At 40.5% G+C, this 12,751-nt stretch carries 16 protein-coding genes and 1 tRNA gene; 4 read left to right on the top strand and 13 right to left on the bottom strand.

Annotated features, from left to right (window positions below):
- Positions 1–6: 6 nt before the first annotated feature.
- Positions 7–186 carry a hypothetical protein gene (locus tag KVY11_RS01545; protein ID WP_004693646.1) on the bottom strand — a complete coding sequence of 60 codons (180 nt, stop codon included), beginning with the start codon at positions 184–186 and terminating at the stop codon, positions 7–9.
- 217 nt (positions 187–403) lie between these two features.
- Here KVY11_RS01545 and KVY11_RS01550 point away from each other — a divergent pair, with 217 nt between their 5' ends.
- A complete protein-coding gene (locus tag KVY11_RS01550; protein ID WP_005399684.1) occupies positions 404–1,630 on the top strand; it encodes a pyridoxal phosphate-dependent aminotransferase in 1,227 nt (408 codons plus the stop codon).
- Positions 1,631–1,732: 102 nt separating this feature from the next.
- On the opposite strand, the gene KVY11_RS01555 is transcribed toward KVY11_RS01550, so the two are convergent.
- Together KVY11_RS01555 and KVY11_RS01560 are read right to left on the bottom strand one after the other, a co-directional pair.
- Positions 1,733–2,602, bottom strand: a complete 870-nt coding sequence (locus KVY11_RS01555; RefSeq protein ID WP_218287903.1) for a DMT family transporter — start codon at positions 2,600–2,602, stop codon at positions 1,733–1,735.
- 131 nt (positions 2,603–2,733) lie between these two features.
- The gene (locus KVY11_RS01560) at positions 2,734–3,153 is read right to left on the bottom strand and encodes a GFA family protein (protein ID WP_148826274.1); all 420 of its coding nucleotides are present in this window, start codon (positions 3,151–3,153) and stop codon (positions 2,734–2,736) included.
- A gap of 341 nt (positions 3,154–3,494) precedes the next feature.
- On the opposite strand from KVY11_RS01560, the gene KVY11_RS01565 reads away from it, so the two are divergent.
- Positions 3,495–3,929 carry a PaaI family thioesterase gene (locus KVY11_RS01565; RefSeq protein ID WP_218287904.1) on the top strand — a complete coding sequence of 145 codons (435 nt, stop codon included), beginning with the start codon at positions 3,495–3,497 and terminating at the stop codon, positions 3,927–3,929.
- A gap of 69 nt (positions 3,930–3,998) precedes the next feature.
- On the opposite strand, the gene KVY11_RS01570 is transcribed toward KVY11_RS01565, so the two are convergent.
- Complete coding sequence (locus tag KVY11_RS01570) at positions 3,999–4,457, bottom strand: hypothetical protein (RefSeq protein WP_218287905.1); 459 nt, start codon at positions 4,455–4,457, stop codon at positions 3,999–4,001.
- A gap of 252 nt (positions 4,458–4,709) precedes the next feature.
- On the opposite strand from KVY11_RS01570, the gene KVY11_RS01575 reads away from it, so the two are divergent.
- A tRNA-Asn gene (locus tag KVY11_RS01575) sits at positions 4,710–4,785 on the top strand.
- 173 nt (positions 4,786–4,958) lie between these two features.
- Positions 4,959–5,120, top strand: coding sequence for a hypothetical protein (locus KVY11_RS01580; RefSeq protein ID WP_216491007.1), 162 nt, complete (start codon positions 4,959–4,961; stop codon positions 5,118–5,120).
- Between the two features lie 411 nt (positions 5,121–5,531).
- Here KVY11_RS01580 and KVY11_RS01585 read toward each other — a convergent pair whose 3' ends face one another.
- The 9 genes from KVY11_RS01585 to lepA are packed head-to-tail and all read right to left on the bottom strand — an operon-like array spanning position 5,532 to position 12,663.
- Positions 5,532–6,185: a tRNA-(ms[2]io[6]A)-hydroxylase gene (locus KVY11_RS01585; protein WP_062032402.1), complete on the bottom strand. Its 654-nt coding sequence runs from the start codon at positions 6,183–6,185 to the stop codon at positions 5,532–5,534.
- 24 nt (positions 6,186–6,209) lie between these two features.
- Positions 6,210–6,935 (bottom strand): pyridoxine 5'-phosphate synthase, encoded by a 726-nt coding sequence (gene pdxJ / locus KVY11_RS01590; protein WP_062032398.1) that lies wholly within the window; start codon positions 6,933–6,935, stop codon positions 6,210–6,212.
- 13 nt (positions 6,936–6,948) lie between these two features.
- A complete protein-coding gene (recO, locus tag KVY11_RS01595; protein ID WP_004980401.1) occupies positions 6,949–7,659 on the bottom strand; it encodes a DNA repair protein RecO in 711 nt (236 codons plus the stop codon).
- Between the two features lie 10 nt (positions 7,660–7,669).
- On the bottom strand, positions 7,670–7,867 hold the full coding sequence (locus KVY11_RS01600) for an NF038104 family lipoprotein (protein WP_004693662.1): 198 nt from the start codon (positions 7,865–7,867) through the stop codon (positions 7,670–7,672).
- A gap of 35 nt (positions 7,868–7,902) precedes the next feature.
- Entirely contained in the window at positions 7,903–8,931 is a 1,029-nt protein-coding gene (gene era / locus KVY11_RS01605) for a GTPase Era (protein ID WP_168159045.1), read from the bottom strand.
- 6 nt (positions 8,932–8,937) lie between these two features.
- On the bottom strand, positions 8,938–9,630 hold the full coding sequence (gene rnc, locus KVY11_RS01610) for a ribonuclease III (RefSeq protein WP_183176185.1): 693 nt from the start codon (positions 9,628–9,630) through the stop codon (positions 8,938–8,940).
- On the bottom strand, positions 9,602–9,976 hold the full coding sequence (locus tag KVY11_RS01615) for a DUF4845 domain-containing protein (RefSeq protein ID WP_183176184.1): 375 nt from the start codon (positions 9,974–9,976) through the stop codon (positions 9,602–9,604). Before KVY11_RS01615 ends, rnc begins: the two co-directional genes overlap by 29 nt.
- A 21-nt stretch (positions 9,977–9,997) precedes the next feature.
- Complete coding sequence (gene lepB, locus KVY11_RS01620) at positions 9,998–10,825, bottom strand: signal peptidase I (RefSeq protein ID WP_218287906.1); 828 nt, start codon at positions 10,823–10,825, stop codon at positions 9,998–10,000.
- A gap of 20 nt (positions 10,826–10,845) precedes the next feature.
- Positions 10,846–12,663, bottom strand: coding sequence for a translation elongation factor 4 (gene lepA, locus KVY11_RS01625; RefSeq protein WP_218287907.1), 1,818 nt, complete (start codon positions 12,661–12,663; stop codon positions 10,846–10,848).
- Between the last annotated feature and the right edge of the window lie 88 nt (positions 12,664–12,751).

Consider the following 12,751-nt stretch of genomic DNA (forward strand, 5'->3'; position numbering starts at 1 on the left):
GGCGAATCAACGCTTACCCATTGAACGACGGGTGCCACGTGGTGGCATCCAAGTACGATCTGCATACTGTTCAGGTTTTGGACGAACCTGATTATGTGCAACATCGTCAGCACTTTGTTCTGCATTTGGCATTGGGAATGGGAGATTCACCAAAGGTTTTTTTGAAGTAGGCTGTTGCTTACTCATGACCATCACTCTCATCAAATTGCGCTTATTTTAAAGTTTTTTTCATAAAGATGCGAGAAACTTCCTAATTCTGTACATTTTTGAAATCATTAATTCAAAATTGAATTTTTTTTATGTTTTTTGCAGAAAATCTGTGTTTTTAAACGCCTTGCTTGAGTTTTTTAAGCTAAGATAGTGTGCTTTTTATTTTTTAAACCCTATAAGAAGGAATACTGCCGTGGACGTACGTCTCTCTGATCGTGTGAATGCCATCAAACCGTCCCCAACTCTTGCTGTTACCAACAAAGCTGCTGAATTAAAAGCGGCTGGCAAGAACGTTATTGGCTTGGGCGCAGGTGAACCTGACTTCGACACCCCACAACACATCAAAGATGCAGCAATTGCAGCGATTAACAACGGTTTCACAAAGTACACCGCTGTAGATGGTACGCCTGGCCTTAAAAAAGCGATTATTGCAAAATTCAAGCGTGACAATAACCTTGATTATGCTGCAAACCAAATTTTGGTTTCTTGCGGCGGCAAGCAGTCATTCTTTAACTTAGCATTAGCTTTGTTAAACAAAGGTGATGAAGTGATCATCCCTGCACCATTTTGGGTAAGTTACCCAGACATGGTGATTATCGCTGAAGGTGTTCCTGTTATTGTAAAATGTGGTGAAGAACAACGTTTCAAAATCACACCTGCTCAACTTGAAGCTGCGATCACAGACAAAACTCGTTTAGTGGTTTTAAACAGCCCATCAAACCCAACAGGTATGATCTACACTAAAGCTGAATTAGAAGCTTTGGCTGACGTTCTTCGTAAATACCCTGAAGTTTACATCGCTTCTGACGATATGTACGAACCAATCCGTTGGGATGACGAATTCTACAACATCGCAACAGTTGCACCAGACCTTTATGACCGCACAATCGTGTTAAACGGTGTGTCTAAAGCGTATGCAATGACTGGCTGGCGTATTGGCTATGCAGCGGGCCCTGCTAAGCTTATTGGCGCAATGAAAAAAATCCAATCACAATCAACTTCAAACCCAACTTCTATTTCACAAGTTGCTGCTGAAGCTGCGTTGAATGGCCCTCAAGACGTTCTTGAGCCAATGATTGAAGCATTCAAACGCCGTCATGACTTAGTTGTTAGCGGTTTGAACGACATCAACGGTATTTCTTGCTTACCTGCTGATGGCGCATTCTATGCATATGCAAACATCCGTCCATTAATTCGTGCGAAAGGCTTAAAATCTTGCACAGAATTCTCTGAATGGTTATTGGAAGAAACTGGCGTTGCCGTAGTTCCTGGTGATGCATTCGGCTTAGGCGGTTTCATGCGTATTTCTTATGCAACTGCTGATGAAGTACTTGTAGATGCGCTTGCACGTATCAAGAAAGCGGCTGATTCAATCGAAGGCGTAGATGCTGCGATTGCTTCAATTGCTGCTGAAAAATAATTTAACCCTTTAAAGTTAGATTAGAAAAACCCGCGAACTTCGCGGGTTTTTTATTTTTAAACAAAATCTGAAAAATTTGCTCTTAAGCCCATTTAAATAATTTTAGAGCCGTGTAGTACCAGCAGAATCTATTGTATCTACGTCTTTGTTGCTAGATGACGCCGAAATCACCAAGGCAATGCCTGCCAGAATAATCGTCGCAGAAATAATGATTCGGAAGCTCAACGCTTCACCAATAAACAATGCCCCACCCAGAATCGCCAAACATGGCACGGACAATTGCACGCTACTAGCCGTGACCCGATCAATTTTCTTCACTATGGCATACCAAAGTACATATGCCCCACTTGATGCCAAACCACCAGATAAGAGTGCCAACAGCATACCTTTTGGCTGGATAAAACTCTGTGTGTAAAAAAATAAATAGACCAAGACAACAAAAGGAATCGCCACTACAAAATTTGCCAAGCTACTGGCCAGAGGATTATGCATCTTTTTACCTGCGATACTATACATCGCCCAACCTATGCCTGAAAGCACCATCAATGCAGCATAACCCAAAGGAGGTGCCGAAGCTCCTGGGAGCAATAAAATCAAAAGACCTAAAATAGCAATCGACAATCCCAAACCGCGTCGCAAATTGATTTTTTCACCATGACACAGTCCATAACTGACCATACTTAACTGCACTGTCCCAAACAGTAGTAATGCACCTACACCCGCATCGATATGCAAATAGGCCAGTGAAAAAGCCACAATATATAAGGCAAGAAAAAATCCATTTTTTATACTCCACTCTATTTTGGCCTTATGAGTAGAGAGCATATACAGTAGAAATAACACCATTGCACCGCTACAGACCCGAAGCAAGCTAAAACTCATCGGATCAATCTGCTGCTCAGCCAACGCTAAACGACATAGCACCGAATTGGCTGCAAAGGCCAACATTGCAATGGAAATTTTAAGCAGCATGTTTGAGCGTCCTTATTCAACAGCCTGCTTTAGATATATCGAATATATCTTATTAAATCTAGAGAGTTTTTCTCATGAAATTTATCAGCAATATCAATGTGCAACTCAGATGATTCAACCTGAATACCTTATTATTTAGCATCATCTGGTGAAAATAAAGCAATTACATCCGCTTCAGTGAGCTGCTCTGTAGAATACTTGAATTGGTAAAAATCAGGCTTATTATCAATATAAATTTCTGTTGTAAGTTTTAAATCTTTTGGCTGTTCTTCCATCGCAAATACATTGATATTGCAATAGCTGCCGTCCTGAGTTCGCCAAAAAAGCGACGTGCCACATTCGCTACAAAAACCACGTTCCCCCCAATCCGACGACTTAAATAATTTTAAATATTCTTGATTGTCAAACTTTAAACTACTAGGTTCGACATCAATACTCATGAGCACCCCGCTCGACTGCTGGCGGCACATAGAACAATGACAAGCATGCACATCATGATTTTTAAGTGCGGCTTGGAACTTAGTTTTACCGCATAAACAGGACACGTTCATTGTGAGTTCCTTCTTCATGTGAAGACTGTGTAAAATGACTAAAACCTTGTTTATCTTATATATAAATAAAAAACAAAAGAGTGTATAAATTTTGTGCACCATTTTAAAACAATGCTCACGTCTAGGCCGCTCCGTTCTATCAACACTCAAATTATCAAAATGAATCATCCTAAATCTTTTCCCTACAATATGTTCATAGCATGAGCTCAATCCATGATTACGATTCCGTTGATTTTGTACTGATCAATCCAATGCTCAATATTGACGAAAAGAGTGAATTTTGCTTAATTAGATAACAAGTTCCAAAAAGGAACTCATAGATAAATATAGGAATGAACAAGATGAATCCGAAAGAAATGACAGGACTACAACTCTTAGAAGCCATGTGTACAGGAAAAATTCCACCCGCAAGTATCAGTGAAACCATTCCCATGCAGCCTTTTGAAGTTTCAGAAGGAAAAATTAGCTTTAAAGCAAAAGCGGATCATCGCCATTTAAACCCGCTTGGTGGCGTGCATGGTGGCTTTGCAGCAACAGTACTCGACTCAGTGACGGGGTGTGCCGTACATACTATGCTTGAAGCAGGTGTTGGCTATGGCACCATTGATCTGAATATTAAAATGTGTAGACCAATTCCAAAAGACAAAGAACTACTCGCCGTCGGCAGCGTGATCAACATCAGTAAGAACTTAGGCATTTCTGAAGGTAAAATTGTAGATGAAGACGGTAAGCTCTATGCCCATGCCACAGCCACCTGTATGATTATTCGTCCCTAAAAACGAAAGACACTGATAAATTTCAGTGCCTTTTTTACTCCAAAGTAAACTTTACTTCAGCATGACAGATCAAATTGCGGTTTTAAAGGTCTTCAGCGTCTGCAATTTTGAGGCATCAGGACGCTCAACTCCTTTATAAATACAATAGTATTTAAATGCGCTGTCTAAACTCACGTCTAAACTTTTACCTTCAGCAGCAGACCAGACTTTTGAACGATTATTACCTAATAAAGCACTGCCTGACAACTGATACAAATACAGATCATGTTCTCGCTGCACAGTCCTTTTAAGAGTAGTCGTCGACTGTGTTGAAAGCAACTGACAAGGACTATTGACCAGCCAACGCTCACTAAACCAAAGTTGTAATAAATCACCCAAATACAAGTCTGTACAACCGACTGGCCAAACATCAATATAGGCAGACTCTACAGGGGTATAGTATTGTTCAGGGTTTGAAATAATAGAAAGATACTGATTTTGATAATCAGCTAGGTTTGCAAAAATATCGGAAATAGTAAGCGTATTCATTCGCTTTCTCCTGTTTAGCCATTTTAGTGCTGGCAAGTTGGTTATAAATCCACACTGTTTAAGTTTTCACTTAAACGCTCTGTTGTTGAAATCAGACTATCAATGACGTTTCCACATTGCAAGCACTTCAATACGATTTTTTTTTGAAAATGATTTTTTTGTTCAAATAAAAAGCATCCAATATAAAAATAACAGCAACATGACATTTTAGACTTGACCCACTATGAAATGTCCTTATAATCGCATGCAGATTCTCCAATAGCTCAGTCGGTAGAGCGACGGACTGTTAATCCGCAGGTCCCTGGTTCGAGCCCAGGTTGGAGAGCCAAATTCAAGAAAGCCCACACTATAAGTCGTGGGCTTTCTTCTTTTCTACACATTAAATGTTTTACCGCTTAAGGTGTAAATCCTCCAGCTAAGTTCAACAGAAAGCCAGAACTAAACTATTCTCGAAAAATAACTTATCTTAAAAACACTAAAAAATGATTCACAAGAAAAATCATGAGCACATTTAAAACACATGTGGATGTTCGTCCAGATCACTTCCCGATCACAACAACTGAAATGAAAAAATGGAAAGGGCAAAAAGATTGGGAATACCAGCTTAGTTTTAGTGATCCTGCTTATAAAGATATTTCTACTGGATGTAATCATTATGAGTAAAATGACAACTTATTTTTAATTTTTATTCACCCACCACAGCCAATCATTAAAAATATTTTTTAAGAAAATAGATTTTTCCACCCAATTAAGTCATGTCCCTGAGACTTTGCGAAATACTCTTTCTGATGTAACCATTTTTCATGATGTGCAATGGTGGAACGTGAAAGATATAAAAAAGTACAAGAAATCATCGTCAAAATTCTAAGCACACCTACTCAAATAACTCATTCCACTGACTCATATTTCGCGATTTTGTGGAAAGGAATTACAGCTCTCAATACATCATATCTACCCATCTCTAATTAAAAAGCCCAATCGATAAAGATTGGGCTTTTAATGAGTCAGGGTTATCTACACTGAGGATCTACAACTTCGAACAGTCTACAAACTATAGCATTCACCCGTATATTCCTAAGCCGCTTCCGCAGGCACACCACTATGGAAACGAAACACATCATCAGGTGTACTAATTAGCTCTTTTTCGACGTTACGGATATGATCAATACGCGCTTGAATATCTTCTTTCGGGTTCTTCAATTTACCCGTTTGCGCAACCTCTAAAGCCAAAGCCAAATAGTCTTCAAAATGGCGTGATTCAGACTTCAAAAGGTAGCGATAGTAACGACCTAATTCATCATCCACCAAAGGTGCTAACGCGTAGAAACGCTCACATGAACGTGCTTCTACAAAGGCACCAATGATTAAAATATCAATTAAAGCCTCAGGCTCATAAGTCCGCACTTCTTTACGTAAACCACCCGCATAACGACCAGCGCTCAGATTGCTCCACTCTAGCCCGCGCTTTTTCATAAATTCAAGCACTTGCTCATAATGCAACATTTCTTCACGAACCAGTTGTGCAAGCTTGACTTGCAAATCTGTAAAAAAGCTATAGCGAAACATCAGGTTCATCGCTGTGCCTGCAGCTTTCTTCTCACAATTCGCGTGGTCTTGCATCAGCACATCAAGATTATTCAGTGCTTCAGCCAACCAAGTTTTTGGTGTTTCACAGCCCAAGAAGTCCATGACGGGCTTCATGAGTTCATCATAATTGATATTCGACATATTCAAATCTTAGAAACTTTAAAATTAACGTGCAGCTTTAATCACTGCTTTCATTTCACGCACGGCTTGTTCCAAACCCACAAAAATAGCATCGGCAATCAGTGAATGACCGATATTTAATTCGTGGATCTGTGGAATTTGCGCAATTGGCGTTACATTTTCAAGGTTGAGTCCATGCCCAGCATTGACGACTAAACCCTTAGATGCCGCATATTCAGCACCTTTGACAATACGTTCAAGCTCATGTTGCTGAGCTTCAGGTGTTTCTGCATCAGCATAAGCGCCTGTATGAATTTCAATGGTTGGTGCACCACAAGCAACCGCTGCATCAATTTGTGCAAAGTCAGCATCAATAAACAAGGACACATCACAGCCAATCTCAGACAAGGCTTGAGTCGCCGCTTTGACATCGTCAAAATGTCCAACCACATCCAAACCACCTTCAGTCGTCACTTCTTGGCGCTTTTCAGGAACGAAACACACATGATGCGGTTTAATTTCTTTGGCAAACGCAATCATTTCATCTGTAACTGCCAACTCTAAATTCATACGTGTTTTAAGCACTGGACGCATACGACGCACATCATCGTCCTGAATATGACGACGGTCTTCACGTAAATGCAAAGTAATACCTTCTGCACCCGCTTGCTCACAGATCAGTGCTGCATTGACTGGATCTGGATAAGAAGTCCCACGCGCTTGTCGTAAAGTTGCCACGTGGTCAATATTTACACCAAGTAATGCAGCCATATTCATTTCCTAATTACGATTGAGTTTGAGTGTTCTGAATCCACAACTGACGACTTTTTAAGGGGCGATCGCCCAACAATGAACTGATCATTTGTCGATACAACTTGGTCAGTAATTGTAACTGTTCCAAACCAAAATCCCTACCCTTTTCATATTGGCACATGCTTAAAATTTGCTGTCCGTTTAAGGTCGCTCGCGAAGCTTGTGCAGTAGGAATAAAGCCTTCATTCAGCTGGAATATATAGTTGAGTGATGCCTGAATTTCAAGTTGATTGGCATCGGTCGAAAAATCTAAGGCATAGCCCAAATCTTCCAGCAGTTCATGCTCAAACTGTCTTAGAATTTGTTTTAAAAATTGATTAGGATCGGCTTGCTGCGCCAGTTGCTGTAATTGCGTTAGCGTATGTGCATATTGAGCAAAACTTTGCTCCATTTGTACTTCGAGCGGACACAGCCTGAGCAGGATCTCATTGAGATAAAAACCTGAAAAAAAAGCATCCCCGAAGAAAAAAATCGGCTGATTGACAATTTCAAGTTTTGTAAAATTTTTGAGTTCAGATTTACCCGAAGCTTGTAAACAAATCGGCTGATATTGTGGCGGCGGGGTTTGTCTTAAAATACCATCAACTCGCCCATGCTCTTGGGTAAATAAATGCACAATATGACTACGTTCACGGTATTTTCTATGGTGAATTAAATAACCATGCAGTACTTCATTGCGCATGAGAAATTAACTAATCTTTTTTATCTTTATCATTCTGTTCGCTGTCTTCATCATCCCCATCTGGGATAACAGCACCAACCACTGCTGCGGTTCCTTTCACCACGCCTTTTGTGGTTTTATACGCAATCTTTACAGGAACAGTGACGATCTTGTGTATACAACCTTGCAAAAACAACATACAAGCCATTACTGCGAACACTTTGACCATAACACCATCCCTATAAAAATTTGTTTTATTAAAACTTAGATATCGCTATAACCTAAGCTTTTCAATGCACGCTCATCATCAGACCAGCCACCTTTCACTTTAACCCAAAGCGTCAGCATGATCTTTTGTTCAAACATTTTTTCCATATCGATACGGGCATCCATACCAATTTTTTTAAGCTTGGCGCCTTTTTCACCAATCACAATCGCTTTCTGGCCTGGACGGTCTACAAAAATCGTTGCATCAATGTATGTACACGCTGGTTTTGGACGACCTGTTTTTTCATTCACCGTTGCTTCTTCAGTCTTAAACGACTCAATTTGCACGGTTAAATCATAAGGTAGTTCTTCACCCAACTGACGCATAATCTTTTCACGGATAATTTCTGATGCCAAGAAACGCTCAGAACGATCTGTCAGTTGATCCAATGAATACATCGGTGGTTGGAAAGGTAAATATTTTTCGATGGTATCGCGCAGATGGTCTAAGTTTGCACCACGGAGTGCAGAAACAGGAACAATCTCAGCAAAATTCATTAATTTTGCACGTTCTTGAATTAACGGTAATGCATGATTTTTATTTTCAAGTGTATCAATTTTATTGATCACAAGAATCACTGGCATCTCAGCATTTTTGAGTTTTTCCAAAACGAGCTCATCGTTTTGAGTCCATTTGTCTGCATCCAGAACAAACAATACCAAGTTGACATCACGCAATGCAGAAGACGCAGCACGGTTCATCATTTTATTGATGGCGCGTACTTCTTTTTTATGCATCCCTGGCGTATCAACAAATACCGCTTGAGATTTTTCACGTGAATCAATTCCCACAATCTTATGGCGTGTAGTTTGCGGCTTACGTGAAGTAATCGATAATTTTTGACCCAATAAATGGTTCATCAACGTAGACTTACCTACATTTGGACGACCGACAATTGCTACAAAGCCGCTACGAAAATCCGTTGGAATTTCTGTGCCTTGTTCGCTAAAAAACTGGCTAATTAAATCATTACTGTCGCTTTGCGACTCGTGATCAGCATCGATGTGATCGGAAGAATTTGACATGGCAGATTACTGCTCCAAAAGTTTTAAAATGTCCGCCGCGGCAGCTTGTTCAGCAAAACGACGGCTGGTGCCCTCACCCATTACAACAGACAATCCATCCACTTTACATTCCACTTTGAAATGCTGATTGGGTGCATCGCCTTGAATATCCACTACATCATAAACAGGGAGCGCTTTTTTTCGTGCCTGAAGATATTCTTGTAAACGAGATTTAGGATCTTTAAGTTGATCGGTTGGCTCGATATGGTCTAAATATGGCTCGTACCATTTTAACACAATCGGCTCCAACACCGTTAAATCACTACAATCCATATAGATTGCACCAATAATCGATTCAACTGTATCCGCAAGAATGGACTCGCGATGATGTCCACCTGATTTTAACTCGCCTGTACTTAAAATGAGTGACTGGCTCAGTTTTAAATCATTTGCAATTTTACCTAAAGCTTCCTGACGAACCAAGGTTGCACGCATACGCGTCAAACGGCCTTCGTTCTCAGTTGGATAAGCTTTATAGAGATAATTTGCAATAATCATCCCTAACAAAGAATCGCCTAGAAACTCTAGGCGCTCATAGTTGTATTTGTGGCTCACCGATCGGTGGGTCAGTGCAAGCTGAAGTAACTCAGGTTGTTTAAACTGATAACCGATACGGCTCGCTAAGCGGGCTTCACTTAGCTTGGACTGAGCTTTGATCAAAACTTTTCTCGAACTTTAATACTAAATCTATATTCAGCAAGAAGGGTTTTCTTACCTCATACTCCTTTTTCACCTGCAACCCTTCGGTATTGGTGACTTGCATAATTTCTTTAATCTTCACATCGCGAATACCATTCATTTCCAGACGTTTTGAAAGTTGCTTTTCAAACTCCGCGGGCTGAATATTTTTCGGGCTGCTTTGAAACACTTCCTCAATTTGGCTATTGATCATCCGATCATCAAAATAGGGAGCCCAAACTGCAATTGCCACTTTCGCCATAAATGCAAACCCCATGATTGCAAATAAAATGGCGATATAAGATGCCCCTTGTTGATTCTTGCGCATTTTTTATTTTCCGAATCGATATTAGTCAATGCTACCGTTACGGTTAAATGACGGCAACTTAAAGCCAGGTTCTTTATGCATCCAAATATAAAATGCACGACCTGTTAGGTTCTGTTCAGGAACCATTCCCCAGAAACGACTGTCAGCACTTTGATCGCGATTATCCCCCATCGCAAAGTACTCACCTTCTTTTACTTTCACTTCCCAATATAAACCATTTTCAGCAGAGTATTTACCATTTTCTACAAAGTTAATGTACGGTGCTTGGCGTGCAACATTAACACCTTCTAACTCACGCATGGTAAAGGTATGCTTGCCAATGGTTTCTTTATGATATATCGAAGTAGGCGTATCTAAACTGTCTTTTTCACGGCTAAACTCTACAGACACTTTAGCAATTTTTTGACCATTAATGGTTAATTGGCCATGATCAAAAACAATGTGATCGCCAGGAATACCAACTACACGTTTGATATAGCTGATCGTCGGTTGCGGTGGATAACGGAAGACTATCACATCGCCACGCTCAGGCTCACCCACATCAATCACTTTTTTATTCACGATCGGCAGGCGTACACCATAGTCAAACTTGTTGACCAAGATGAAGTCACCAGTTTCTAAAGTCGGGACCATCGAATCCGAAGGAATATTAAAAGGTTCATAAAAGAATGAACGTAAGCATAGAACAATCGCAAGGACTGGCCAGAAATCATAAGCCCACGTAATGACAAAATTTTCATTTCCCTTGCCTTTCGTCGCTCGTTGTTTAAATATAAATTTATCGAGCAACCACACCAAAAAGAAAATCAGTGTGACAGGAACAAGTATCAAATTAAAATCAAAATCCATGGGCTTATATTCCTACCTTTTTATCTTTCTACTTTCAACACAGCCAAGAACGCTTCTTGTGGGATTTCCACACTTCCCACTTGCTTCATGCGTTTCTTACCTTCTTTTTGCTTCGATAGCAGTTTCTTCTTACGAGAAACGTCACCACCATAACATTTCGCCAATACGTTTTTACGCATTGCCTTTACGGTTGAACGAGCAATAATTTGTGCGCCAATGGCCGCTTGAATTGCCACATCAAACATTTGACGTGGAATCAAATCTTTCATTTTTTCAACCAATGCAATACCACGGTGACGCGCATCTTGACGGTGACAAATCATTGCCAAGGCGTCCACTTTATCGCCATTGATTAGAACATCGACTTTTACCAATGATGAACTTTCAAAGCGTACAAAGTTATAATCTAACGATGCAAAACCACGTGAACACGACTTCAATTTATCAAAGAAGTCCATCACCACTTCCGCCATTGGAATTTCAAAGGTAATTGAAACTTGGTTCGCCATAAACTTCATGTCTTTTTGAACACCACGGCGTTCCACACACAAAGTCATGACATTCCCCAAATACTCTTGCGGTACAAGGATATGGCACTCAGCAATCGGCTCACGTAAGTCTTCGACTGTTGAACCATCTGGCATTTTAGATGGGCTATCGATATAAATCGTTTGACCATTCTTCATCACCGCTTCATAAATCACGGTCGGTGCAGATGAAATGAGGTCTAAATCATACTCACGCTCTAAACGCTCTTGTACGATTTCCATGTGCAGCATGCCTAAGAAGCCACAACGGAAGCCAAAACCTAAAGCATCTGAACTTTCAGGTTCAAAGAATAACGCCGAGTCATTGATCTGAAGTTTATGCAAAGCTTCACGGAACGGCTCAAATTCACTTGAATCAATTGGGAACAAACCTGCATACACCTGTGGCTTCACTTTTTTAAAGCCTGGTAAGGTTTTGACTTCTGGTGTGTTGGCAAGGGTAATCGTATCACCGACTGGCGCACCAAAAATGTCTTTAATCCCTGCAATTACGAAACCAACTTCACCCGCTTCAAGGATGTCTGTCTCAGTATGTTTAGGATTGAAAATACCCACAGAAGTAATAATGTGCGTTTGGCCTGTTGATTTCATCAACATCTTGTCGCCCTTACGCACACGACCTTCTTTCACACGTACCAAAGAAACCACGCCTAAGTAGTTATCAAACCAAGAGTCGATAATTAAAGCTTGTAATGGCGCATTACGATCACCAGTAGGTGCAGGAATGACATTAACAAGGGTTTCTAAAACGCTATCAATCCCAAGACCTGTTTTTGCCGAACAGGTTGGCGCTTCAGTTGCTTCAATACCAATAATGTCTTCAATTTCTTGAATCACACGTTCAGGTTCAGCCTGTGGTAAATCAATTTTATTCAATACAGGAAGGACTTCGAGACCTTGCTCAATTGCGGTGTAACAGTTCGCAACTGACTGTGCTTCCACGCCTTGTGCTGCATCTACAACCAACAATGCACCTTCACAAGCCGCCAATGAGCGTGACACTTCATATGAAAAGTCGACGTGCCCTGGTGTATCAATAAAGTTCAATTGATACTCTTGGCCATTTGGATGGGTGTAATACAAAGTAACCGACGCAGCTTTAATGGTAATACCACGCTCACGTTCAAGTTCCATGGAGTCAAGTACTTGTGCTTGCATTTCACGATCTTGCAAACCACCACAGGTTTGAATAAAGCGGTCAGCGAGCGTTGACTTCCCGTGGTCAATGTGAGCAATAATACTGAAATTACGGATATTTTTAATATCAACAGATTTTTTAGCTTGCGCCATGGGCTACCTTGAACAAAATAAAGCGTTATGCAGACAAATTTCGATGCACAACAAAAGCCGAATAGAAATTGCGAAGGATTATAACAGA

It is taken from the genome of Acinetobacter sp. CWB-G5, from assembly GCF_019209785.1.
GTDB classification, from domain to species: Bacteria; Pseudomonadota; Gammaproteobacteria; order Pseudomonadales; family Moraxellaceae; genus Acinetobacter; species Acinetobacter johnsonii.